We start from the raw sequence: 22,984 nt of genomic DNA, 5'->3' as shown, positions 1-22,984 counted from the left end.
GCATTCCCGGGGGCCGGACGGCTCCCCACGTCTCTCCTTCTTCGGAGGTTCCACATGTTTTTCCAGCAGAACGATCGACACCAGCAGATGGCCAACGCCTACGATCCCCGCGACACCAACGGTGACGGCCGCGTGAGTCCGCAGGAAGCAGCGGCCTACATTCACGACTACATGCAGAATGCCAGCCCCGACGAGCGCAACCAGATTCTGCGTGAGTACGTGGGCGGCATGGACCCGAACCAGCGCCAGCAGATGGGCGACGCGATTGTGCGCAGCCCCTCCAACCCTGTTCAGAGCGTGCGCTACGACGATGATAACGACCTGGTTGACGCCTACACCCGCACGGCCCAGGCCCCCATGCAGAACGGCCGCAGCCCCCTGGAAGAGGCATTCTCGTCGGGCGGCGCACTGGGTAACCCGATGGTGAAAGCTGGTCTGGTCGGGCTGGCAGCTGCTATCGGAAGCAGGATGCTGCGGCGCTGAGCGAAGAAGCAGGTGTTGCGGCCGGACAGGCCGCTGTGGAGTGCCATAAGCTCTGAGCCCGATCTTTATCAGACTTTCTGTATTCCCCGGCCCGCTGCGGCCGGGTTTCTCGTGCTGCTCCGCTGAAGGCTAGAATCCGCTCTAATGCCGCTTTCCTATCTGGTGCGTATCGCGCAGACGCCCGCTCCGACTTTTCAGGAGGCCCAGCGTGCCGAGCTGGTGGCCAGCCTGTGGGAAGAGCTGGGCTACCGGACCACTCGGGACGAGGTGGGCAACGTGCTGACGCGCATTTCCACCCCGGCCATCCATGATCAGCCTGCCTTGCTGCTGGCGGCCCACCTGGATACCGTCTTTGATGCCGGGACCGACGTGCGTGTCCGTGAGGAAGCAGGACGCCTGGTCGGGCCAGGAGTAGGAGACAACAGCGCCAGCCTGGCCGTCATCACAGCGTTCCTGCGGGACTTCCGCGGCATGGCCCATACCCTGCGCCGGCCCCTGTGGGTCGCGGCCAACGTAGCCGAGGAGGGCCTGGGTGACCTGCGTGGGGCCAAGCATCTTCTGGCCCAGCACAGGAATGAACTGGGGGCCTTCGTGGCAGTTGATGGCTACCTGGGCGTGGCCGTCACGCGCGGCGTGGCGGTGCGGCGTTACCGGGCTTCCTTTCTGGGTCCAGGGGGACATTCCTGGGGTGACCAGGCCCCCAGCACCCTGCATGCCCTGGGACGCGCGGTGGCTGCCCTGTATGCCCTGCCGCTGCCCCTGTCACCGCGCACCACTCTGAATGTGGGGGTCGCGTCAGGGGGCACCAGCGTGAACAGCATTGCCGCGAGTGCAGAGCTGCTGCTGGACCTGCGCTCGCTGGACCCCGAACTGCTCGCGGACCTCGACAGCCGGGCCGTGGCGGCGCTGCATATGGCGGCGCGCGAGGTGGGCGTGACGGTGCGAGTCGAACGCGTCGGTGACCGGCCGGGAGGTGACCTGCACAGTGAGCCGCTGCTGCCGCTGGCCCGGCAGGCCGCGCGCGAACTGCGCGTGGATGTGCGCACCACCTCCAGCAGCACCGATGCCAACGCGGCGGCCCCGCACGGGATTCCGGCGCTGGCCCTGGGCGTCTACCGCGGAGGCAACGCCCACCGCCACGACGAGTGGGTCCAGGCCAGCAGTCTGGGATCGGGTCTGCGTCTGCTTCAGCGGCTGGTGGAACTGTACCAGCGCGCCCCCGCCGCCTGAAGGAACCTGCAGGCTGTGCGCGTCCGGTGCATAGTGCTCTACCACCCCGCCGACATTACAGCGGCCCTGCACCAAGTCCTCAGAACACTGCCATCTTCCTGTCAGACCTCAGTCGCTGGAAACTTCCGTCCCTGACGGTGCAAATGTGATCCCGGTGGCCATGTGAACCCACCAATTTCCCATCTGTACCGGGCAGAATATGAACACTCATGACCCTGAACAATCGCTGCGTCCACCCGGCCCCTTTTCGTTCCCTGCTGGGTGCGGCGCTGGGGTTGTCTCTTGTCCTTCCCGCTGCCCAGGCGCAGGCCGTGTCGCCTGCCCAGGTGGTCTTTGATCAGGCCAACATCCTGCTGGTCGAAGAGTACGGTGGCCTGTCGACCGTTGACCGCGTGGCTCTGCGCGACGAGTATCAGGCACGGCTGAACGCGGTCTGTGCCGCCGTGATGGCCACCTGCCCGGCCAGCAAGGCCTACCCGGTTCTGGAAGCACAATTCACTGCCCTGGCGGACAAGCACAGTTTCTTTCAGACGCCAGACGACTACAAGGAATTTGTGACCAGCGCCACCGGAGGCAACCGCCGGCAGTTTGGCGTGAAACTGGCGCCGCTTGATGGCCAGAACCGGGTGGTACTGGAAGTGGTGCCCGAGAGCGCGGCGGCAGAAGCCGGACTCCAGCGTGGGGACGTGCTGCAGACCCTGAACAGTCAGCCTTACCGCTACGACGCCCTGCGTGCCGCCCGGCTCAGCGGCCAGACCATCACCCTGGGTCTGACGCGCGCGGGACAGCCGCTGACCCTGAGCATCACCGCGCGCGAAAGCAGCACCCGGGACCTGCCGCGCCTGTCCTACCTGACCGTGGGCGGCGCCCAGGTGGGCGTGCTGCGGATTCCAACCTTCCTGGCCGGCGGCGGTGTGGCGCAGCGCGTGCATGATCTGGTTGCTCAGGCGCAGGCCGCCGGCGCGCAGGGCATGGTGGTGGACCTGCGTGGAAACGGCGGGGGCAGTCTGGTGGAATGCGACAACTCCGTCAGTGCCTTCGTGCCGAGCCTGACCCGGGTGGCCCGCAGTGCACGCGGCAATACCCGCACGGAGGTTCGCCAGGGCGCCCGTTTCGAGTCGGGCCGGGTGGTGGGTGCCGTGCGTAACCCGCAGTTGTGGACCGGTGCGGTGGCTGTCCTGGTGGATGACGGCAGCGCCTCGTGCAGTGAGTTCTTCGCCTATGAGGTGCAGTACGCCAAGCGAGGCCCGGTGCTGGGCGAGGAAACGGCCGGAGTAGGCAACACCGCGACCCGTGTCTTTGAGGTAGGCGAGGCTGCCGTTCAGCTGACCATCCTCAACTACGTCAAGCCCGAAGGCACGCCCTATCCGCTGCTGGTCCGTCCGGACGAGGCCCACGTGCAGGGTGAAGCAGAAGTCCGCCTGCTGACCCAGGGTGTGGACAAACTGCTCAATGCAGCGGTGACCGCCCTGGGCCGCGCTCCGGCACTGGGCGCTGCAGCCGGTGCAACGCCGGTGCCTGCGGTTCCCGGCGGGCGGTAAGCTACTGCGCTGAGGCTTCTGGCTGCGGGACGTTCCTTTCCGGAGCGTCCCGCAGCGCCCATTTCAGGCCCAGGGCCGTCAGCAGCCCCAGCGTGAACAGGGTCAGCCAGGGCAGCGCGGTGAACTGCACGCGCGCGCCAATGTCGACCAGCGCGCCGCCCAGCAGGCTGCCGACCGCGCCGCCCACCCCCAGGCTGATGGCCGAGAAACCGAAGTAGCTGCCCAGCAGTTCAGGAGGGGCCAGCCGTGCGGTCAGGGTCTGCTGAGTGGGATACACGATCATGGTGCCCAGGCTGTACAGCGCCACGCACGCCAGCAGCGCCGGGAAAGTCTGCGCAAAGGCCATCAGGCCCAGCGCGGTCGCGACCATCAGCACGGCCATGACCAGGGCGGGCCGGGTCGGCACGTGCCGCTCGACCAGCCGCAGCAGCGGGTATTGCAGCACCACCGACAGTCCGGCGCTCAGGCCGTACAGCGGGGCCGTGGCGCTGGGGCCCGCCAGGGCAATGGCCTTGAGGGTCACCGCCACATTGATCTGGGTGCTCAGCAGAAAGTAACCGATCAGCACCAGCGTGAAGCGCCGGAACCGGATGTCACGGGCCGCCGTCGCCAGCCCGCCCAGGCCGCCAGCCCGTGGGCTCTCCGGGCGCACATGTGGCAGCGTCAGCCCCAGAACCACAAAGGCCAGAAGGTACGCACTTGCCGCCACAAGCCCCGCAGTGCGGAAGCCTACTGGCAGCAGTGCCGCTCCCAGCAGCGGCCCGCTGACCATCCCCAGGTTTCCGGACATGCTGGCCAGGCTGTACATCCTTGTGCGGTGCTCCGGACGGGTCACCGCAGTAATTGCCGCGTTCTTCGGGGCGTCGAACAGTCCACCGCCCACCCCGGCCAGCAGCGCGGCCAGCAGCAGGGTGACGAAGGTCTCGCTGTAGGCCATGCCCGCAAACCCGAGGGTGCGCAGGATACAGCCCGCCAGAATCAGCGGTTTGGGCCCTATCCGGTCAGCCCAGGCGCCTCCAAATACGGTCAGGCCCTGCTGGGTCAACTGCCGCAGGCCCAGGATCAGCCCCACGCTGGCCGCGGTCCAGGCCAGACCTTCGACAAAATGCACCGTGACCAGGGGAATCACGGCGAAAAACCCGCCCCACATCAGAAAGTTCGCGGCGATCAGTCCAAGCTGTGCACCCGACGGTCTGAAGGGCTTGGCGGGCGGGGCAACAGTCACGCGCCCGAGCCTACACCCGTTACCCTGAGGACATGTCTGCTCTGGTGCCACTTGGCTCCGGCGTCTGGTATCTGCCGGGCGCCGTGAACAGCGTGGTGGTAGAAAACGGTAAGGGGAGGGCCCTCCTGATCGACACCGGCCTGGACGACTCGCATGCACGCAAGCTGCTGCGGGCGGTGGAAGCGGCCGGCCTGGGCCCCAGCGCCATTCTGAACACGCACAGCCACGCCGACCATCACGGTGGCAATGCCTTCATCCTCAAAAAGTTCCCGGAACTGGCAGTTTTTGCGCCCCCCATCGAGGCGGCCGTGATCAACCATCCGTTTCTGGAACCGCTGAGCCTGTTCGGGGCCAGTCCTCCGCCGGAGCTGCGGACCAAATTCCTGCTCGCCCCCGCCAGTCCGGCGCAGCTCATCCCGCCGGGGCAGCAGAGACTGGGAGGGGTGGACCTGGACCTTATTCCAGTGCCCGGGCACGCGACAGATATGTATGCCGTGCAGCTGGGAGACATGATTTATGTTGCCGACGCCCTGTTCGGCCCCGAAGCGCTGGAGAAGCACCCGCTGACCTTCTGCGTGGATTCGGCGGCACAGAAGGTCAGTGCCGCCAGCCTGGTGGAACTGGGGGGTGTGGGCGTGGTGCTGCCGGGTCACGGTCACCCCTCCGTGGACCTGCCGGGACTGGTGGGCGCCAACCTGGCCGCCTATGAACGGACCACCGCAGCCGTGCTGGCGACGGTTCAGGAGCAGGCGGGCAGTGTGGACGACCTGCTTGCCCGGGTCTCGGTGCGGCTGGGAGTGCACACCGGTAGCCCCGCTGCGGTGGTGCTTAACCGCGCGGTGGTCAGCGCGCATCTCACCGAGTTGCAGGCTCAGAAGCAGGTGCACTGCGCCGCCGAGCATCACCGGCTGGTCTTCCGCATCTACTCATGACGACCGCGAGGTGAGCCTAACTGTAAAGAAAGGCCCATGGCACCTTCCGTGTGCCCGGGCGTAGCGTGACCGCATGACCAAAAAGAGTGCTTCTACCAAGACGGCCGCCAAAACCACCGCTCGCGGCGGAGCCAGGGGTGTCAAGGCCCAGGGCGAGGCCAAGGCCGACGCCGCACACCTGCGCACCGTCAACAACGCTCTGGTGGACCACCTTTACCTCAGTGAAGAGGAATTCGCCACTGTAGCCGAGACGCTGCAGCGCAACCTGGCCACCACTATCAGCCTGTACCTGAAATTCAAGAAGTACCACTGGGATATTCGTGGCCGCTTTTTCCGCGACCTGCACCCGGCCTATGACGAGTTTATCGCCGAGATCTTCCCCGCCATCGACGAGCAGGCCGAGCGTCTGGTGGCCCTGGGCGGAAGCCCCATTGCCGCCCCGGCGGACCTGGCGCGCTTCAGCGTGGTGCAGGTACCCACCGAGACCGTCCGTGACGCCCGCACCCAGGTGGCGGATCTGGTCCAGGACCTCAGCCGGGTCGGCAAGAGCTTTCGCGACGACAGCCAGACCGTGGACGAGGCCAACGACCCGGCCACAGCCGACCTGTACAACGGCTACGCTCTGGTGATCGACAAGATCCGCTGGATGCTGCAGGCTCTGATGGACGACGACCGCCTGGACTGAGTTCCGCACAGGTCCCAGGCAGCGTGTCAGGTCACCGGGCCCCAGAGGTCTGGTGACCTGCGTCATACCGAAAGGGGAGAGCAGGTGCCCAAATTCGAGTACTCGCTGAACTATGCCGAACTGGACCTGCGCGCCCAGCCGCAGCTGTACCGCGTCGGGATCGGCGAGCAGGGCGTATTGCTGGTGCAGCCCTACAAGAATGAGCTTTTGCCGCACTGGCGCTTTGCCACGCCGGATCTGGCACGTGAGAGCAGCGAGAAACTCTATGCCATGTTCGAGGCCTACCTGGAAGCCGGAGACTTTGTGGGCGCCGACATGGCCCGCAAGTTCCTGCAGATGGGGTTTACCCGGTCGCGGCGCTATGCCAACCACAAAGGGGGTAAAAAATACGACGGCCCGGTGCCGGCAGATAAAAAAGGCCAATCGGGAGCCCACGGCCGAGCAGAGCTGCCGCGCAGCCCGGAGGACCCGGTCAAGGCCGAGTCGGCCCGCATCTTCAAACAGAAGTGGGAGCAGGCTGAGGCCAACGAAACCTACGCTGCCCTGAAACGCGAGCACAAGGCCCGGTACGGCTGAGCGGAGGCCCGGCATGGAAGAACTGTTCAAGATCTTCGCGGCGTATGTGGCCCTGGGGCTGGAAGCGGCGGCGGCCCTGATCGTCGCCATCGCCGGTCTGGAAGCCCTGTGGCGGACGCTGGCGGTGTTCCTCGGTCGCGTGGAAGCGCCGGACCGGACCAGGGAAATCGCGCGTCTGCACCTGGCACGCTGGCTGGCCGTGGCGCTGGAGTTCACGCTGGCGGCCGATATTCTGCGCACGGCGATAGCGCCAACCTGGGAGGAGATCGGCAAGCTGGCTGCCATCGCGGCGCTCCGGACCCTGCTCAACTACTTCCTGCAACAGGAGATCGAGAACCATGACCGCCGGCATGGGAACGAGACAGCTGCGGCTCCTGGAGACCTGAACGATTCACGTTCGTGAGGGGAGACGCGCGGACGCTGGGTGCGCGCCTCCCCCGTCAATGACAGCGGTATTCGATGTCAGATCACGCGAAAATTCAGGGTGACGGCCGGGCGCAGGGTATTGGACACGATACAGGCCCGGTCCGATATTTCCACAAGTTTTTGCAGAAGCGCGTGGTCCTGCGTCTGGGCACTGACCGCCACATCAATGGCGCTGAAGCGGCCCGGCGCCGTCTCCAGTGTGCCGGTGACACTCAGCTGCACGTCCGTGATCCCGGCCTCACGTGCCCGGATGGCCGCCAGCAGGTTGCTCATAAAGCAGCCGCCCAGCGAGACCAGCAGCTGTTCGCCGCCCATCATGCCGCGGTCTTCTCCACCTTTGTCCAGTGGGCGGTCGATCATGACCTGATGCGTGCGGGCAGTGGCCTGTGCTGTGGCGGGACTGATCTGTCTGACTTGCACCTCGATCTGCATGGTTGTCCTCCTGGACCACCGCGCCTGGAAGAGACCGGGGCCACTGGCTCCATCATGCCTGCCTGGGAGGCGGTGGGGTGGCCTCCCAGTTCTCAGGGCCGAGAGAGCACCCGGGCGCTCTGCCGTCCGATGAGTTGGAGAAGCGTACAGTCGCCATGGTGGCTGCGCTTGCATCAACCTGCTCTGCGCCTCCAGTTGCCGCCTGGGTAATCCTTGATCTGTCCTCACTGTAATCGTCCGCCACGTTCAGGCGCAGTCCGGGAGCCGGGCATGTCACCCTTTTCTGGCTGCATATCAGTTGTCCTTTAAAGGCGCCATGCAAGAGTGCGCTCACGGAAATCTACCGACGACGCAGGCACTCCGACCGTAGCCTGGGCTGGAGAAATCATCAGGCCTCACGAAAATTGGTTCAGCGTGCCTATGCACACCCCTGGCCGGTCCCCAGAACCAGACGCATCCTCTTGACGCATAGCGCATAAGACGCTATCTTTTTTTCATCACCGCCCAAGAGGCGGCTTTTTTATTGCCCTGGATTCAAGATATGGGTCAGTGCATCCAGGTCGGTCGGCGTATTCACATTGCGCAGCGCCGCCGGATCCACTCCCGCCACCATCACTGTCGCGTCCTCCGGAGCGGCCAGGCGCAACCGCCGCTCGCCGCTGTCCAGCAGGGCACGGACGCGTGGCAACAGGGACGTGTGATACAGCGCGCCCAGCGGCTGGGGCCGCCCCGTGGCGTCCAGCGCCTGCACACTCAGGGCTCCGGGGAGACGCGCCTGAGCCAGCGTGGTCCAGTAGGCACGTGTCAGGCCCGGCAGGTCTACGCCCGTAAAAGCCACCCAGCCGTCGGGCGCGGCACGGAGCGCAGCCTCCAGCCCGGCCAGCGGCCCTTCTCCGGGACGGGTATCCGCTACCGGAGCCCAGCCATCCAGGGTGTAGCGTCCAGGCGGGGCTACCAGCAGTCGCTGCGGACAGGGCTCCAGGGAGGCCGCCACATGCTGCAACAGGGGGCTGCCGTCCAGCAATGCTAGGGCCTTGTCCGATCCGAACCGGCTGGAGCGCCCCCCGGCCGTGATGGCGCCTGTGAAATCCCAACTGCCATCAGGCAGGGTGCCCCTAGCCTCCACGCGAGCCTGACTGCCGCTCCAGTTTGCGTAGCGCCCAGGCCGCCAGCCGGGGCAGGGGACGGCCATAGGGCGGGTACATGAAGCGCACGCCACTGCGGGGGGTCTCGGTCAGGACGGCACGCTGGTGGCTGAAGGTGCGGAAGCCGTGCTCGCCGTGGTACGCCCCCTGCCCACTGGTCCCCACCCCACCGAACGGCAGGTACGGATTGGTCAGGTGAATGATCGTACCGTTCACTACCATGCCGCCGCTGGTGGTCTCACGCTGCACCCGCTCGATGACCGCCTGGTCCTCGGCAAACAGGTACAGCGCCAGCGGGGGGTCCAGCCGCCGGATCAGATCGAGGGCCTCGTCCAGCGAGTCGTAGGCCAGCACCGGCAGCACCGGTCCAAACAGCTCTTCCTGCATCAGGGGCATGCCGGGCTTCACGTTCGTGACGATGGTGGGCGAGATGAAACGCGCAGCCGCATCGAAGTCTCCACCCACTGCCACCTGCGCACCCTGCGCCACACTCTGCCGGGTCAGCTGCTCCAGTCGCCCGACGCTGCCGGCGTCCACGATGCGGCCATAGTCTGTGCCGAAGCGCAGCCGGGCCGCGTCGCCAAAGCGGCGCGTAATGACTCGCCCGATTTCTGCAACCAGTTCCTCCTGCAGGGCGCGCGGCACCAGGGCGTAGTCCGGGGCCACACAGGTCTGCCCGGCATTCAGGAACTTGCCCCAGGCCAGCCGCTCGGCGCTGTGGGTCAGGTGCGCGCTGGAGTGCAGCAGGGCCGGGCTTTTGCCGCCCAGTTCCAGCGTAACGCCGGTCAGGTTCTGTGCGGCGGCCGTCATGACCTGCCGGCCCACGGCAGTGCTGCCGGTAAAGAAGATGTGGTCGAATGGCATGGAGGTCAGCGTGCGGGCAACCTGGGCATCACCTTCTACCACGGCGACCAGCTTGGGCTCGAACACGCTTTCCAGCAGCATTTTCAGTGCGCAGGCGACGTGGGGGGCTTTCTCGCTGGGCTTGAGCACCACGGTGTTTCCAGCCGCCAGACTGGCCACCAGCGGGGCCAGAGCCAGGTTCACCGGGTAGTTCCAGGGGCTCAGAATCAGCGTAACCCCACGGGCCTGCAATTGGATCTCGCTGTGCGAGCCGACCAGCATCAGCGGCGTAGGAACCCGCCGGGTGGCCATCCAGCGTGGCAGGTTCCCAATGGCGTGCCGCAACTCTTCCAGGATGGGATGAATCTCGGCGATCTCGGACTCGGCGCGGCTTTTGCCCAGATCCAGAGCCAGCGCCCCGGCCAGTGCTTCACGGTGGGCGCGCACTGCGTCGTGCAGCCGGCGCAGGATGATCCGCCGCTGGGAAGCGGTGGTCTGGGCCGCGCGCCAGCGCCAGGCCCGCTGCGTGTCGAGCAGAGCCTGTAGATCAGCTGAGGTAGGGAAGAGGGGCGGGCTTGAATCGGCAGTCATGGACAACCTCGCTGGGCCTGGAGTGGCGAAAAGGAAATTGAACCCAGTCTAAGTCAGCCGAGGTGCAGCGATCGCAGGTTCCGTGCCTGATCTGAGGTCTCCGGGATGAATTGGTGGGCGCGTGGAGACTGAGTGCTTTCCTCCCATGCCATGGTTGACCCTGTATTCGTACCTACTTCCAACGCCCCAGGTGGCACTGGAACAGCCCACTCTGGTCGTGCCTGCTCTGTGGCCTGGGATGTGCCGGCCAGCCTTTACGCTCCGTTGTGTTTACCTATCCAAGCAAGGCAACGACGGGAAGCTGGAGATTCGACGCCGTGGCGTTTCGCCGAACCTGGACCTCAAGAAGCTCACCGGGGACACCGCAAAGAGCTTCGACCGCGGACGTCAGATCCGTTCCATCAAGACGGTATCCACCGACTGCAACAACCTCATCTCCAGGTTGAACCTGTGTTCGAGTGGTGGTGTGCGCAGCCTTGCTGACTGCGGTTACGAAACACTGCGGGCCCTGAGTGTGCAGGCACAGGCCAAGCGCCTTCAAGTCCTGCCCGCAGTCCGTCTGCTCCGGTCGAACATGCAGACGTTGCCGCTGATAGTCAATAGTCAGGCACAGGTGCCGCAGCACGTTTCCCGCAAGTGCTCCGACGATCGGTGCCGTCATCATCGAGGACATGTACCGTTCAAACACACCTTCGGGCCGAGTGACAAACCCCGGGTTGCTTAACCGGATATCACCCAGGGTTGCCTCCGGCACACGAATCATGCCCAGTTCACCCTCGTCGGCACTGCCTGTCATCTGGGCATATCCATAAGCCCCACGGGTGGTGGGCCAGTGGGAATGGGCTGCATGCCAACGCTGCCACACGGCTTCAGAGATCATGCTGTACGACGCGCCGGTGTCGAGCAGAAAGCCCAGGCGCTCGCCCATAATCTCGAGTTCGACCCGCACGAAAGCGGTGGACGGATAAATGGCCGCCCCGATACCTCCAGCCGCATCAGGCATGCCTTCGGGAGCCTCCAGACGCAGGCGACGTCCTGGGTAATCGAAGGTCACGGTGAATTGACGGAAGAATCGGGCGGGCAGGAACGCCGGTGCCTGGAGCGCGGCTGGGCCAACGCAGGGCCGGTCGACCACTATGGCCGGAGCGTCACTGAGCGGGAGTTCTATGTCGTTCGCAACGAGAGTGGGAGCGCGAACGGGTGTGTACCGTGCGCCTTCTTCAGCAAAGGGTTCGCCCGTTGGTTCGAGATGCAGGGCCCGTGCCAGCTGATTGCCGAAGATGACGGAGCCACCTCCAGTGTCCAGCCAGGTCCAGGCCGACAAGGGCCCATGTGCACCGTAGCGATACTGCAGCTCAATGAACGGCCGGCCATGAACGACATGAAGAGGGAGTTCCATGGTGACCATGGCTTCAGCATAGAGAGATGCGGCACGGCTTCAGGGCAAAGTTGCTGGTAAGGCCCCTGCATTGATGCGGCCCAGTGTGAGGTGTCGCGCAGGTCGTGCTCCGGCCACACGTCCTAAAACCCGAGCATCGTGCGGTAACTGCGGATGATCTCGTCGCCCCATATCAGCGCCACGAGCGCGCCCAGGGCCAGATACGGCCCGAATTTCACGCGGTTTTCGCGCTTCATGGCCATCTGAACGACGCCCAGAATGGCGCCGGCAAACACCGCCACCACCAGGGCCACCAGCAGCCGTTCCCAGCCCAGGAAGGCACCGATTACGGCGGCCAGCTTCACGTCCCCGAAGCCCATGGCGCTGGCATCCACGTTCTCGTCGTTGGCAGAGGTGTCGTCTTCGCGGTGCCGGCGCCAGTGAATCCACCAGTAGACCCCGCACACCAGACTGACTGCGCCCGCTGCCGCCAGCGCGCCCTGAACCATCAGGATCATGCCGGGACCCATACCGGCGCTGCCCAGCATGACGCTGACCAGCAGGCCGCCCAGCGTCAGCAGTTCTGGAATACGCACCACTCGGCGGGCCAGCAGATTGACCGCTGCAGACGCCAAACCCACGCCCGCGCCCCACCAGGGTCCCAGCCACGCACCGGCCAGCAGGCCCAGGCTGATCTGCTGGTAGCCCAGCGGGAATTCCGGGAAACGCCGCTCACGGAAGCGCCGCAGCACCCAGGCTCCCAGGTTGTTGATGGTCACCAGCAGCCCCGCACCCAGCAGCGCGCCCTGAACCGCCTGCGCGAAAGTCGGCAGGCCCGAATCCGGCGCGTTGCCCAGCGCGAACAGCAGCCCCAGCACCACCCCGGGCAGGGTCAACTCGTCTGGGATGGTGTAGGTATCGAGGTCGATGGCGCTGCTGACCAGTAGCAGCGTGAACAGCACCATGAGCCCCAGCGTGCCCCAGCCGAAAGCCAGCGGCGGAAACAGCAGCGCGATCAGGACATAGCCGGCGCCGGTCAGCAACTCCACCAGCGGGTAGCGGCTCTTGATCGGGGCGCGGCAGTAGCGGCATTTCCCGCGTAGCCCCACCCATGAGAACACCGGCACCAGATCGCGCGGTGCTAGGCGGTGATCACAGTGCGGGCAGTGACTCGGCGGAAAGGCGATGTTCTCTCCGCGTGGCAGCCGCCAGATCAGAACATTGGAAAATGAGCCCACCAGCAGGCCAAGCACGCCAGCCATCACCACAAGCAGCACGTCAGGAATCACCCAGGGAGTGTATGTCGGGGCGTGTCACTGCACTCTGGCGGCCAGGCCCGATGCACGCCGGGCTTTGCACTGCGTTCAGATTCGGACGTTGTGAAGCCGACATGCGGGAGACTGGGAACCCATTCTGGCCCTTCCTCTTTTCTGCTCTGGCCACCGGCCACGCTTCACACAGGACCTTTCCATGACCATATCCACCACCACACACCACGATCCGATTCCCGTCACCACCCCGCTGCCGCGCATCATCCAGGGCGGCATGGGCGTCGCCATTTCCGACTGGCGGCTGGCCAAGGCGGTGTCCAGTATCGGGCAACTGGGCGTGGTGTCCGGCACCGGCATCGACAACCTGATCGTGCGCCGATTGCAGGACGGTGACCCCGAAGGGCACACCCGCAGGGCCCTGGCTCACTTCCCGGATCAGGAGCGCGCCCAGAAGGCCATTCAGGACTATTTCCTGGAAGGCGGCCGCGCCCCGGGCCAGGCCTACAAACGCGTGCCCCTGCCTACCCTGACCCGTCAGGACCCCGCCTGGGGGCTGGCCATCCTGGGTGCCTTCGTCGAAGTCTGGCTGGCCCGTGAAGGCCATGACCACCCGGTGGGCCTGAACCTGCTGACCAAGCTGCAGCTCCATACCATGCCTGCCATGTACGGCGCCATGCTGGCTGGGGTGGACACCGTGATCATGGGCGCCGGCATTCCGCGTGAGGTGCCCGGTGCGCTCGACGCCTTCAGCCAGGGCCAGCCCTACACCTTCCGCGTGGACGTCAAAGGGGACGGCCCGCCAACCGCGCCGCTGACGCTGGACCCGGCCGACTACGGATTCGGCGGCGTGCCACTGCGGCGCCCCAACTTCTACCCGATCATTTCCTCGCACGTGCTGGCCGGCGTGTTGACCCGCAAGTCCACCGGCAGCATCCAGGGTTTCGTGATCGAGGGGCCCACCGCCGGCGGTCACAACGCTCCGCCGCGTGGTCAGGTGGCCTACGACGAGAGCGGACAGCCCATCTACACCGAGCGTGACGTGGCAGACCTCAGTGAGATGCGCAAGATCGGCCTGCCGTTCTGGCTGGCTGGAGGCTCGGGCAGTCCCGAAGCGTTGCAGACGGCCCTGGCTGAAGGTGCGACCGGGATTCAGGTGGGCACCCTGTTTGCCTACTGCGCAGAGAGCGGCATGCGCGACGACACCAAGGCCCGCACCCTGGATGCAATCCGCGAGGGGCAGGCCAGCGTGTTTACCGATCCTCTGGCCTCGCCCACCGGGTTTCCGTTCAAGGTCGTACAGCTCGACAACACCCTGTCTGAGCCCGAGCTGTACGCCGAGCGCATGCGCATCTGCGACATCGGCTACCTGCGCGAGTTCTACTGGACCGGTGAAGGGAAGACGGCCCTGCGCTGCGCCGCCGAGCCCGAAACCGACTACGTCCGCAAGGGCGGCAAGATTGAAGATACCGTGGGCCGCAAGTGCCTGTGCAACGCCTTGATGGCCGACGCCGGTTACCCCCAGATCCAGAAGAACGGTCAGATCGAGCAGCCGCTGATCACCAGCGGGGACGACGTGGTCAAGCTGTCCACCTGGAAGCGTGGCTACACCGCGCAGGACGTGGTGCAGTACCTGCTGGGCGAGTAAAGCAGTAACAGCAGGCGGGCGAGGCTGTGATGGCCTCGCCCGCCTGCTGTTACTGCTCAGTGCTTACCGAAGTGGCCGAGCTGTGGCACGTTGGGTCTCCACTCGGGCTTTTCGACAACCTCACCGAACAGGTCGTACTCGTCGCTGTCCTCGATGCGGGCGCGGACAATATCGCCGATCTTGATCTGCCCGGCGAAGTCGCCGGCGTACAGGTAGACCTGACCGTCGATGCCCGGCGCGTCGCCCTTGGTCCGGCCGATCAGACGGGTGCCGGGCTGGTCGTCCTCGTCATCGTTGAACTCGTCGATGATCACGTCCATCACGCGCCCGACCTTCTCGGCCAGCTTCTCGGTGCTGATGCGCTGGGCGACCTCCATGAAGCGTGAGAGACGCCCCTGTTTGACCTCTTCGGGTACGTGACCCGGCAGGGCGCGGGCGTCTGCCTCGTCGACGTCGGAGTAGGCAAAGGCACCCACGCGGTCCAGCCGGGCCTCTTCCAGAAAGGTCAGCAGTTCCTGGAACTCTTCTTCCGTCTCGCCGGGGAAGCCCACAATGAAGGTCGAGCGGATCACCAGTTCCGGGCACAGCTCGCGCCAGCGCCGGATGGTGTCGAGCTGCCTGCCTGCGCCAGGGCGGCGCATCAGCTTCAGGATGCGCGGCGAGGCGTGCTGCAACGGCACATCCAGGTAGGGCAGAATCTTGCCCTGACCCATCAGTTCCACCAGTTTCTCTACATGTGGGTACGGATAGACGTAGTGCATGCGCACCCAGGCTCCCATCTCGCCGAGCTTGACGGCCAGATCGGTCAGGTGGGCGCGGACCTGCTCGCCCTGAAACTCGGACTCGCGGTAACGGATGTCCACCCCGTAGGCACTGGTGTCCTGCGAAATGATCATCAGTTCCTTGGTGCCGCCCGCAATCAGGCGGAAAGACTCGTACAGCACCGAGCCAGCGTCACGCGAGACCTGCCGGCCACGCAGCTTGGGAATGATGCAGAAGGCGCAGGTGTGGTTGCAGCCTTCGGCGATCTTCACGTAGGCGTAGTGGCGCGGCGTCAGCTTGACGCTGGGGGCCAGCACATCGCCATGTCGTGAGGTGGTTTCCGGCTGCTCTGCATCGGCGCGCATCCCGGGCGCCGCGACTGGCAGCAGGCCCGTAAACGCGTCGGTCTCGATGGGCAGCAGCTCGCGGACGTGCATCATCACGTCGTCCACCGCCTCAGAACCGGTGATGGCCGCCACCTTGGGGTGACGCTCCAGGATCTTCTCGGGGCGCTCGCCCAGGCAGCCGGTCACGATCACCTTGCCGGTCGCGTCCAGCGCCTCCCCGATGGCCGTCAGCGACTCCTCCACCGCCGGGGTGATAAAGCCGCAGGTGTTCACGATGACCGCGTGGGCGTCCTCGTAGCTGGGGGCCACCTCATAACCTTCAAAGCGCAGCTGGGTCAGAATCCGCTCGCTGTCGACCAGCGCCTTCGGGCAGCCCAGGCTGATAAATCCCACCTTCTTTACGTCTGCCGTGCCGGTGCCGGCCGGCCGTTCCATCATTTCCGTCATCCTTGCTCCCCTGGCCCCCCTGCAGCAGGGCCGTTCCAGCGTTGCTCACGCGCCGCGCCCGCTTGTGCGGGGGCGCGAGGCTCACAGCCAGGCAGTCTACAGGGGCGGGGTGGGGGAAAGGTAGGGGAGAGGTTTCGTTTTGGGGGAGGCTGGGGGATGGGGATTTCTTGTTTGTCTTTCTTATTTGCTCCGGTTGCCCCGCCCCCCAGCCCCCTACCCCGGAGGGGCAGGGGGAGCTTTCGTTGGCACTGGGCAAGGAGGGAGGATAAGTAGCAGGGATGCTCGTTTCGTCAACCGTTCCTGCTTCGACGCCATGCTCTGGGATCACTTAATGACCCGCGCGCTGCGCGCACGACGGCCCGGGTTGCCATGACAGTAAACGGGCTGGATATCTTGGTGAATACGGCAGGATTCTACTGAAAAAGAAGGAAAAGCTTTTGCTCTTCATTTCCTGCCTTGCCCGGATTCAGGACCAGCCATGGAAGCCGTCGTGCGCGCAGCGCCCGGGCTCTTCCAACGGGCAGGGATGATGGCGTCCAGGCCAGACATGTTGACTGGACCAGCAGCCATATCGCGCCAGTCAAATCTCTTGCCAAGTGCAACGTAAGCTCCCCCTGCCCCTCCGGGGTAGGGGGCTGGGGGGTGGGGCAATCGGAGCAAACAAGGCAGAACCCCACCCTCATCAAAGAACAGAATCCCGCCCACCGCCCCTCACTCCCGCGCGCTACACTGCCCCCTACATGGATGCCAAGGTCATCGTCGTCACTTCGGGCAAGGGTGGCGTGGGAAAAACCACCACCACAGCGAACATTGGCGCCGCGCTCGCCAAACTCGGGGAAAAGGTCGCGGTTATTGACGTGGACGTCGGTCTGCGTAACCTCGATGTGGTCATGGGCCTGGAATCCCGCGTGGTGTTCGATCTGATCGACGTGCTGGAAGGCAAGTGCCGCATGAACCAGGCGCTGATCCGCGACAAGCGTGTAGAGAACCTGTTCCTGCTGCCCGCCTCGCAGACCCGCGACAAGGACGCCCTGGACCCGGAGGTCTTCAAAGGTGTGATCCGCGGCCTGATCGAGGACGAGGGCTTTGACCGCATCCTGATCGATTCGCCGGCCGGGATCGAGTCGGGCTTCAAGACGGCAGCTGCGCCTGCTGAGGGCGCCCTGGTGGTCGTGAACCCCGAGGTGTCCAGCGTGCGTGACGCGGACCGCATCATTGGTCTGCTTGAGGCGCAGCAGGTCAGTGAGATCCGGCTGGTCATCAACCGCCTGCGTCCCAAGATGGTCGCCAGCGGCAACATGCTCAGCGAAGGCGACATCCTGGACATTCTGGGCGTCAAGCCCATCGGGATCGTTCCGGAGGACGAGGGCATCATCGTGAGCACCAACGTCGGTGAGCCGGCGGTGCTGGGCAAGACCAAGGCCGGCGAGGCCTTTATGGCCACCGCGCGGCGCCTGAAGGGCGAGGACGTCCCGTACCCGAAATTCGAGGAAGAAGGCGGGTTCCTCTCGGCCCTGCGCCGTCTGTTCGGGGGTGCCTGAGATGTTTTCCTGGATGAAGCGCGGGCGCACCAAGGAGACCCTGAAAGACCGCCTGGAACTGGTGCTGGCCTACGACCGGGCCCAGATTCCGCCCGGGAAGGTGGACGCCCTGCGCAACGACCTGCTGGAAGTCGTCAAGCGGTACTTCCCCACCGGCAACAGCAGTGTGGAGATCGAGCAGCGCGGGGACATGGTCGTGCTGATGGCCAACATTCCCATCGACGACACCCCGCCCGCGCGCAAGTCCTGACCTTCACGCGTTTCACCCCGGCAGCTTTTAGGCTGTGGGGGTGATGTCTTTGTGCGGTGAGCTCTTTTGAAGTACGACCTGCGTTTCCCGGTGGTGGTGGCGGCATTGCTGGTGGTGGGCCTGATGACGGTCAGCACGGCGGCGTTGTCGCCCCGCGCGTCCAGCGGCATTTTTACCAAGCAGATGGTGGGTGTGCTGCTGGCAGTGGTGCCAGTGGCGGCCCTGTGGTGGGCTGGGCGTGACCGCATGTACAAGGCCGCGCCGTGGTTCTTTCTCCTGGCCCTGCTGCTGCAGCTCAGCACCTTTGTCATCGGCAAGGAGGTCAACGGGCAGCGCAACTGGATCATGCTGGGGCCCCTGCAGTTCCAGCCGCTGGAAATCCTGAAGTTCGCCATGATCCTGATGCTGCCGGTGGTGCTGCGCGGCGGCTACCGCGGGGTCATGACCTACGTCAAGGCCCTGGTGATTTTCCTGCCGGCGCTGGCCGTGGTGGTGTTACAGGACTTCGGCGGGGCCATGGTCCTGAGCGTCATGTTTGGCGTGATGCTGCTCGCCGCGCGCATTCCGTGGTGGCATGCCCTGGTGGCTCTGCTGCTGGTCGGTGCCGCCGTCCCGACCCTGCTGTATCCACGGCTGGAGCCCTACCAGCAAAAACGCCTGACCATCTTCCTGAACCCCTATGAGGACCCCAGAGGAGCCGGGTATCAGGTGATCCAGAGCACCATTGCCATCGGGTCCGGCGGGGTGCAGGGCAAGGGGTACAAGCAGGGCTCGCAGTCGCACAACGGTTTCCTGCCGGAGGCTCACACCGATTTCGCCTTCAGCACCTGGGCGGAGGAACAGGGGCTGGTGGGCGCGCTGGCCGTGCTGGTGCTATACGGCTTTCTGTTCTGGGGTCTCGCCGGTATGGCCGCCGAGTCGCCCCGCCTGCAGGATCAGATCCTTTTTGCCGGAGTACTGGGGCAGATTGGGTTTCAGGTACTGGAGAATATCGGCGCGGCGCTGTCGCTGCTGCCCCTGACCGGCATCACGCTGCCGCTGATCAGCTACGGCCTGAGCAGTCTGGTCAGCACCCTCGCCACCCTGGGGCTGGCGTACGTGGTCTACCGCGACCGTTACGACGGAACGATCTAGAGCACAAACGGTCAGGCGGGACTTGCCAGGGCGCCGTACGCTGAGGAGGCATGACCGACCGGGTGGATCTCCTGCTGCGCCTGCTGCTGACCGAACTTGGCGAACCTCGCCGGGGAAAGGACCTGGCAGAGGAGGCACATCTGAGCCGTGCGCATGCGGCGCGGGCCTTCCGCCGGCGCTTCGGTGAGTCACCGGCCGCCTTCCGGCGCCGCCTGCGGCTTGAACGTGCCGCCTGGGCGCTCCGGCGGACCAGCCAGAGTGTGACGGACACGGCGCTGGATGCTGGCTTCGACTCGCTGGAGGGCTTCACGCGGGCCTTTGCCCGGGCATTCGGTGTCTCGCCCAGCCTGTACCGCCGCAGCGGTCTGCGTTCGCACCTGCTGCCGGCCGCCAACGGCATTCACTTCCAGCCCACCGGTCAGGCCATGCCCACGGAGGTACGAATGGATATCCTCAGTCACCTGCTGGCGTTCGACGAGGCGTTTGTCCGCCAGGCCATCACCCAGGCTCGCGGCCTGCCGGAGGCGACGCTGGATCAGCCGCTCGGCGAAACCCAGCCCCTGAGCTTCGATTCGCCAGACCGGACGCTGCGGGACCTGCTGGACAAGCTGATCTTCAACAAGGAAGTCTGGCTGGGGGCGGTGCGCGGGCTTCCCTTGCCGGCTGAACCGCGCGACCGCAGCCTGGACGCGCTGGAAGGCCGGATGAATGCGGCTTTCCCCGCTTTCGCGCAGCTGGCCCGTGAGGTGCAGCAGGAGGCGAAATGGCAGCAGACCTTCGTGGACGCCCTGTGTGAGCCGGCCGAGGTGTTTCCCTACGGCGGCATGCTGGCGCATGTGCTGACCGTGGACGCCCACCGCCGTCACGTGCTGAGCAGCTGGTTGTGGCTTCTGGGCGTCCGGCTGGAGGCTGACCCGATGCATTTCGGGATGCAGCCGGAAGGAAACCCGCTGGGCCCCCGTTCCGGTACGGGTGTGGGCCTGTGACCGGCAGGCTTGCAGGCAAGGTGGCGCTGGTCACAGGCGCGTCCCGCGGGCTGGGCCGTGCGGCGTCCCTGGAATTCGCACAGGCCGGCGCATGGGTCATCTGCACGGCCCGCAGCACACGCGGCCACAGCACGCAGCCACGGCTGCCGACGGCCACCATCGAAGACACGCTGGACGCCATCCGGGCCGCCGGGGGGCAGGGTGAGGCGGTGGCCTGCGACCACACCGAAGAGGTGCAGGTGCGCACCCTGCTGGAGGGCATCGCAGCGCGTCATGGGCGGCTGGACGTGCTGGTCAACAACGCCTGGGGCGGCCATGACCCGGTGGAGGGAACCCCGCGCCGGCCGGTGATCTGGGACGAGCCGCCCGGACAGCTGCGCAACATGCTGCTGGCCGGAGCGTACGGGGACTACGTGACCAGCCTGCTGGCACTGAAGCACCTTATGGGTCCGGCGGGCCGGGGCGTGATCCTGAGTACCACCTGGCACACCGACGAACCGCCCGGCTGGCTGCCGTACGAGGTCAGCAAGGCGGCCAAGAACCGGCTGGTGTACGCCCTGGGTACCCAGCTGCGTGAGCAGGGGATTGCGGTAGTGGGCCTAGCCCCCGGCTGGATGCACACCGAGCTGATGGAGCTGTACCACACGCCCGAGGAACTCTCCGGGCACACCGAGACGCCTCATTACGCCGCGCGGGTCCTGGTCGCTCTGGCAAGTGACCCGGATGTGTTGCGCCATACCGGGCAGGTTCTGGATGTCGGGCCGCTGGCCCGGCTGTACGGCTGCACGGATCTGGACGGGCGTCAGCCGGACTGGAATGCCCAGCGGCGTGCGGCGCAGGGTGCATAGACCCTCCGTTCAGTAACGGTAGCGTTCGTCGTACTCGTCCTGAGCGGCCTGCTCGGCCAATCGCACGAAGGGCGTGAGTTCAGCGTCGATCTGCGCGGCGCGGGCGGCGCTCAGGGTGATCCTGGCCGCAGCCGGATAGGCGCGAATGACCGCCAGCCGGTCGGCCGTGGGCGGGTGAGTGGCATCGAGCTGTGCGCGCTCCTGCAGGTAGGCCTCGCGGGCCTGCGCGCGCTGGCCGGGCAGTTGACCCAGCCACAGCCGCCGCAGTTCCAGAAACGTGTGTGCTGCCTGGGGGAGGTGCTTTTGCCGTTGAAGTGCAGTCTCCAGCATGGAGGAATGGTTCAGGAGGTGCACCGTATCCAGAGCGCTGAGGGTCGCGTCGTGTCCGGCCACCTGCGCGGCCAGCAGGTCCGCGCGGAATTCGGCCCGCTGGTGTTCGGCGCCCACCAGCTGCAGGAGCAGGGTGTACAGCCCCACAGGCCCCAGGGCCAGGCCCCTCATCACCAGATTGGACAGCGCTGCCATACCACCCTCTTCGTGCTCACGGGCCTGCATGATCGCGTCAGGGGTCAGCAGATCAATCACCTGCCCCAGCACGTTCAGGGCGGTGGCGATCAGGCGTCCGCGCACCGGATCACGGTTTTTCTGGTGGGCCAGCTCATGGGCGATGATGGCCACCCGCTCCTGTGGAGCCAGGGTGTACCACAGCCCCAATCCCAGACCCAGGGCTGGTCGGGGCGGAAAGCCGCTCTGACCCATGAAGGCATTCACGTCATGAATAACGGTTACTCGCTGCGGTCGCGCCGCTTCCATCGTTGTGGCGATCTCTGCGATCAGGGCGTGGAGCTGTGGTGCATCGGTCTGGGTGACGACCTGCCCAGGAGTCTGCGGGAACACCGGGCGGGCAATCCAGGCGAAGGCCAGCAGTGCCGCACCGACCAGTCCGGGCATAAACCGCTGCGATGGACCCTGGTCCCCCAGCAGACCCAGTGCTCCGGCCAGCAGCCAGATTCCGCCCAGCACCAGGGCGACGTATCCCAGCAAAATCAGCCCGGCGAGCACCGCAGCAATCAGCGACCTTGGCCTGGGACGGGTACTGTGGTCCGCGATAAAGCCCTCGCGCAGCTGCTGTGCTTCCCGGTCGGCCATACGCTGCCACGCTGTACCAAGCCGACCAGCAGGTGAGAGAGACATGAGCATTAGCATAGCGAACCGTGCAGACCTGAGCGAACAGGTCTGCACCCGATGCTTTGGGATTTAAAGCAGGCTGGAGTAGATTGGGCCGCATGGAATACCGGAATCTCGGCAGGAGTGGTTTGAAAGTCAGCGAAGTGGCCCTGGGTGGCTGGGTCACCTTCGGGCACAGCGTGCACGACGAGACGATGGTCCACGACATCGTGAAAAAGGCCTACGACGAGGGCGTGAACTTTTTCGACCAGGCTGACGTGTACGCCCGTGGCCGCAGCGAGGAGCTGATGGGCGCGGTGCTGCGTGACCTTCCACGCCACACCCTGGTGATTTCCAGCAAAGTGTACTGGCCCATGAGCGACGACGTGAACGACCGTGGGCTGTCGCGTAAACACATCCTGGAAAGCGTGGGCAAGAGTCTGCAGCGTCTGGGGACCGACTACCTCGACATCTACTTCGCGCACCGCTATGACGAGACCGTCCCGATGGAAGAGATCGTGATGGCTTTCGATCAGGTCATCCGCGACGGCAAGGCCCTGTACTGGGGCACCAGCATGTGGCCGGCCGCGCGCATTGCCCAGGCAGTCGAGTTTGCCAGGGCGAACGGGCTGCACGCCCCGGTCACCGAGCAGCCGGAGTACTCGATGCTGCGCCGTGAGCGGGTAGAAAAGGAGATTCTGCCCTACACCGAGGGGGCGGGCGTGGGCCTGGTCGTGTGGAGCCCGCTGGCCATGGGCCTGCTGACCGGCAAGTACGACGCCGGCATGCCCGAGGGCGCGCGCCTGACCGAAAACGAGAACTGGGGCAAGAATTTCCTGACGGAAGAAAACATCCAGAAGGTCCGCGACCTGAAGCCTGTCGCCGACGACCTGGGCATCACGCGCGCGCAGCTGGCCCTGGCGTGGCTGCTGCGGCAGAAGGGCGTGAGCAGCGTAATTACCGGCGCGACCAAGGTCGGTCAGATCGAGGACACCGTCAAGGCCGCCGGCGTGCGCCTGACCGACGACATCCAGAGCCGCATCGAGGACATTCTCAACCCAGCCTGAGGCTCTGACCTGGACGCGCCCGGCCCACCTGC

General features: G+C 65.6%; 22 protein-coding genes. 14 read left to right on the top strand and 8 right to left on the bottom strand.

Features of this window, described 5'->3' with window-relative positions:
- The first annotated feature begins 54 nt into the window (after nt 1-54).
- From IEY49_RS17125 to IEY49_RS17115, 3 genes are all read left to right on the top strand, one after another.
- Nucleotides 55-483, top strand: coding sequence for a hypothetical protein (locus tag IEY49_RS17125; protein ID WP_189010975.1), 429 nt, complete (start codon nt 55-57; stop codon nt 481-483).
- A 144-nt stretch (nt 484-627) separates the two neighbouring features.
- On the top strand, nt 628-1,713 hold the full coding sequence (locus tag IEY49_RS17120) for a M20/M25/M40 family metallo-hydrolase (RefSeq protein WP_189010973.1): 1,086 nt from the start codon (nt 628-630) through the stop codon (nt 1,711-1,713).
- Between the two features lie 209 nt (nt 1,714-1,922).
- A complete protein-coding gene (locus IEY49_RS17115; RefSeq protein WP_189010971.1) occupies nt 1,923-3,254 on the top strand; it encodes a S41 family peptidase in 1,332 nt (443 codons plus the stop codon).
- A 1-nt stretch (nt 3,255) separates the two neighbouring features.
- Here IEY49_RS17115 and IEY49_RS17110 read toward each other — a convergent pair whose 3' ends face one another.
- The gene (locus IEY49_RS17110; RefSeq protein WP_189010969.1) at nt 3,256-4,479 is read right to left on the bottom strand and encodes an MFS transporter; all 1,224 of its coding nucleotides are present in this window, start codon (nt 4,477-4,479) and stop codon (nt 3,256-3,258) included.
- A gap of 32 nt (nt 4,480-4,511) precedes the next feature.
- Here IEY49_RS17110 and IEY49_RS17105 point away from each other — a divergent pair, with 32 nt between their 5' ends.
- From IEY49_RS17105 to IEY49_RS17090, 4 genes are all read left to right on the top strand, one after another.
- Nucleotides 4,512-5,411, top strand: coding sequence for an MBL fold metallo-hydrolase (locus IEY49_RS17105; protein ID WP_189010967.1), 900 nt, complete (start codon nt 4,512-4,514; stop codon nt 5,409-5,411).
- A 73-nt stretch (nt 5,412-5,484) separates the two neighbouring features.
- Nucleotides 5,485-6,096: a Dps family protein gene (locus tag IEY49_RS17100; protein ID WP_189010965.1), complete on the top strand. Its 612-nt coding sequence runs from the start codon at nt 5,485-5,487 to the stop codon at nt 6,094-6,096.
- An 84-nt stretch (nt 6,097-6,180) separates the two neighbouring features.
- Nucleotides 6,181-6,672 carry a DUF4385 domain-containing protein gene (locus IEY49_RS17095; RefSeq protein ID WP_189010963.1) on the top strand — a complete coding sequence of 164 codons (492 nt, stop codon included), beginning with the start codon at nt 6,181-6,183 and terminating at the stop codon, nt 6,670-6,672.
- A gap of 13 nt (nt 6,673-6,685) precedes the next feature.
- A complete protein-coding gene (locus IEY49_RS17090; protein ID WP_189010961.1) occupies nt 6,686-7,075 on the top strand; it encodes a DUF1622 domain-containing protein in 390 nt (129 codons plus the stop codon).
- A 59-nt stretch (nt 7,076-7,134) separates the two neighbouring features.
- On the opposite strand, the gene IEY49_RS17085 is transcribed toward IEY49_RS17090, so the two are convergent.
- From IEY49_RS17085 to IEY49_RS17065, 5 genes are all read right to left on the bottom strand, one after another.
- Complete coding sequence (locus IEY49_RS17085) at nt 7,135-7,530, bottom strand: OsmC family protein (protein WP_189010959.1); 396 nt, start codon at nt 7,528-7,530, stop codon at nt 7,135-7,137.
- A 520-nt stretch (nt 7,531-8,050) separates the two neighbouring features.
- Nucleotides 8,051-8,656, bottom strand: coding sequence for a molybdenum cofactor guanylyltransferase (mobA, locus tag IEY49_RS17080; protein ID WP_229780883.1), 606 nt, complete (start codon nt 8,654-8,656; stop codon nt 8,051-8,053).
- Nucleotides 8,646-10,109 (bottom strand): aldehyde dehydrogenase family protein, encoded by a 1,464-nt coding sequence (locus IEY49_RS17075; RefSeq protein WP_189010955.1) that lies wholly within the window; start codon nt 10,107-10,109, stop codon nt 8,646-8,648. The genes mobA and IEY49_RS17075 overlap by 11 nt, the downstream gene beginning before the upstream one ends.
- Before the next feature lie 274 nt (nt 10,110-10,383).
- Nucleotides 10,384-11,517 carry an aspartyl protease family protein gene (locus tag IEY49_RS17070; protein WP_189010953.1) on the bottom strand — a complete coding sequence of 378 codons (1,134 nt, stop codon included), beginning with the start codon at nt 11,515-11,517 and terminating at the stop codon, nt 10,384-10,386.
- A 113-nt stretch (nt 11,518-11,630) separates the two neighbouring features.
- Nucleotides 11,631-12,776, bottom strand: a complete 1,146-nt coding sequence (locus tag IEY49_RS17065) for a prepilin peptidase (RefSeq protein WP_189010951.1) — start codon at nt 12,774-12,776, stop codon at nt 11,631-11,633.
- Between the two features lie 181 nt (nt 12,777-12,957).
- On the opposite strand from IEY49_RS17065, the gene IEY49_RS17060 reads away from it, so the two are divergent.
- Complete coding sequence (locus tag IEY49_RS17060) at nt 12,958-14,403, top strand: nitronate monooxygenase (RefSeq protein ID WP_189010949.1); 1,446 nt, start codon at nt 12,958-12,960, stop codon at nt 14,401-14,403.
- Nucleotides 14,404-14,459: 56 nt separating this feature from the next.
- On the opposite strand, the gene rimO is transcribed toward IEY49_RS17060, so the two are convergent.
- Complete coding sequence (gene rimO / locus IEY49_RS17055; protein ID WP_189010947.1) at nt 14,460-15,959, bottom strand: 30S ribosomal protein S12 methylthiotransferase RimO; 1,500 nt, start codon at nt 15,957-15,959, stop codon at nt 14,460-14,462.
- Between the two features lie 740 nt (nt 15,960-16,699).
- Between rimO and minD the strand changes: the two genes are divergently transcribed.
- The 5 genes from minD (at nt 16,700) to IEY49_RS17030 (ending at nt 20,718) form a co-directional block, all read left to right on the top strand.
- A complete protein-coding gene (gene minD, locus IEY49_RS17050) occupies nt 16,700-17,500 on the top strand; it encodes a septum site-determining protein MinD (RefSeq protein ID WP_189010945.1) in 801 nt (266 codons plus the stop codon).
- A 1-nt stretch (nt 17,501) separates the two neighbouring features.
- Nucleotides 17,502-17,750: a cell division topological specificity factor MinE gene (gene minE, locus IEY49_RS17045; protein WP_189010943.1), complete on the top strand. Its 249-nt coding sequence runs from the start codon at nt 17,502-17,504 to the stop codon at nt 17,748-17,750.
- Between the two features lie 66 nt (nt 17,751-17,816).
- Complete coding sequence (locus IEY49_RS17040) at nt 17,817-18,884, top strand: FtsW/RodA/SpoVE family cell cycle protein (protein ID WP_189010941.1); 1,068 nt, start codon at nt 17,817-17,819, stop codon at nt 18,882-18,884.
- Between the two features lie 50 nt (nt 18,885-18,934).
- Entirely contained in the window at nt 18,935-19,870 is a 936-nt protein-coding gene (locus tag IEY49_RS17035; RefSeq protein WP_189010939.1) for a helix-turn-helix domain-containing protein, read from the top strand.
- Nucleotides 19,867-20,718: an SDR family NAD(P)-dependent oxidoreductase gene (locus IEY49_RS17030; protein ID WP_189010937.1), complete on the top strand. Its 852-nt coding sequence runs from the start codon at nt 19,867-19,869 to the stop codon at nt 20,716-20,718. Before IEY49_RS17035 ends, IEY49_RS17030 begins: the two co-directional genes overlap by 4 nt.
- A 9-nt stretch (nt 20,719-20,727) precedes the next feature.
- Here IEY49_RS17030 and IEY49_RS17025 read toward each other — a convergent pair whose 3' ends face one another.
- The gene (locus IEY49_RS17025; RefSeq protein WP_229780882.1) at nt 20,728-21,912 is read right to left on the bottom strand and encodes a M48 family metallopeptidase; all 1,185 of its coding nucleotides are present in this window, start codon (nt 21,910-21,912) and stop codon (nt 20,728-20,730) included.
- Nucleotides 21,913-22,004: 92 nt separating this feature from the next.
- On the opposite strand from IEY49_RS17025, the gene IEY49_RS17020 reads away from it, so the two are divergent.
- A complete protein-coding gene (locus IEY49_RS17020) occupies nt 22,005-22,952 on the top strand; it encodes an aldo/keto reductase family protein (RefSeq protein ID WP_189010935.1) in 948 nt (315 codons plus the stop codon).
- The last annotated feature ends 32 nt before the right edge of the window (nt 22,953-22,984 follow it).

This window comes from Deinococcus malanensis, assembly GCF_014647655.1.
GTDB lineage: Bacteria > Deinococcota > Deinococci > Deinococcales > Deinococcaceae > Deinococcus > Deinococcus malanensis.
This window is presented reverse-complemented; position numbering and strand designations above follow the sequence as displayed.

Coding starts and splice junctions, on each gene's coding strand:
- IEY49_RS17100 (WP_189010965.1), top strand. CDS start 5,485: ATGACCAAAAAGAGTGCTTCTACCAAGACGGCCGCCAAAACCACCGCT.
- rimO (WP_189010947.1), bottom strand. CDS start 15,959: ATGACGGAAATGATGGAACGGCCGGCCGGCACCGGCACGGCAGACGTA.
- IEY49_RS17070 (WP_189010953.1), bottom strand. CDS start 11,517: ATGGTCACCATGGAACTCCCTCTTCATGTCGTTCATGGCCGGCCGTTC.
- IEY49_RS17035 (WP_189010939.1), top strand. CDS start 18,935: ATGACCGACCGGGTGGATCTCCTGCTGCGCCTGCTGCTGACCGAACTT.
- IEY49_RS17085 (WP_189010959.1), bottom strand. CDS start 7,530: ATGCAGATCGAGGTGCAAGTCAGACAGATCAGTCCCGCCACAGCACAG.
- IEY49_RS17075 (WP_189010955.1), bottom strand. CDS start 10,109: ATGACTGCCGATTCAAGCCCGCCCCTCTTCCCTACCTCAGCTGATCTA.
- IEY49_RS17090 (WP_189010961.1), top strand. CDS start 6,686: ATGGAAGAACTGTTCAAGATCTTCGCGGCGTATGTGGCCCTGGGGCTG.
- IEY49_RS17060 (WP_189010949.1), top strand. CDS start 12,958: ATGACCATATCCACCACCACACACCACGATCCGATTCCCGTCACCACC.
- IEY49_RS17115 (WP_189010971.1), top strand. CDS start 1,923: ATGACCCTGAACAATCGCTGCGTCCACCCGGCCCCTTTTCGTTCCCTG.
- IEY49_RS17105 (WP_189010967.1), top strand. CDS start 4,512: ATGTCTGCTCTGGTGCCACTTGGCTCCGGCGTCTGGTATCTGCCGGGC.
- IEY49_RS17120 (WP_189010973.1), top strand. CDS start 628: ATGCCGCTTTCCTATCTGGTGCGTATCGCGCAGACGCCCGCTCCGACT.
- minD (WP_189010945.1), top strand. CDS start 16,700: ATGGATGCCAAGGTCATCGTCGTCACTTCGGGCAAGGGTGGCGTGGGA.
- IEY49_RS17025 (WP_229780882.1), bottom strand. CDS start 21,912: ATGTCTCTCTCACCTGCTGGTCGGCTTGGTACAGCGTGGCAGCGTATG.
- IEY49_RS17125 (WP_189010975.1), top strand. CDS start 55: ATGTTTTTCCAGCAGAACGATCGACACCAGCAGATGGCCAACGCCTAC.
- minE (WP_189010943.1), top strand. CDS start 17,502: ATGTTTTCCTGGATGAAGCGCGGGCGCACCAAGGAGACCCTGAAAGAC.
- IEY49_RS17020 (WP_189010935.1), top strand. CDS start 22,005: ATGGAATACCGGAATCTCGGCAGGAGTGGTTTGAAAGTCAGCGAAGTG.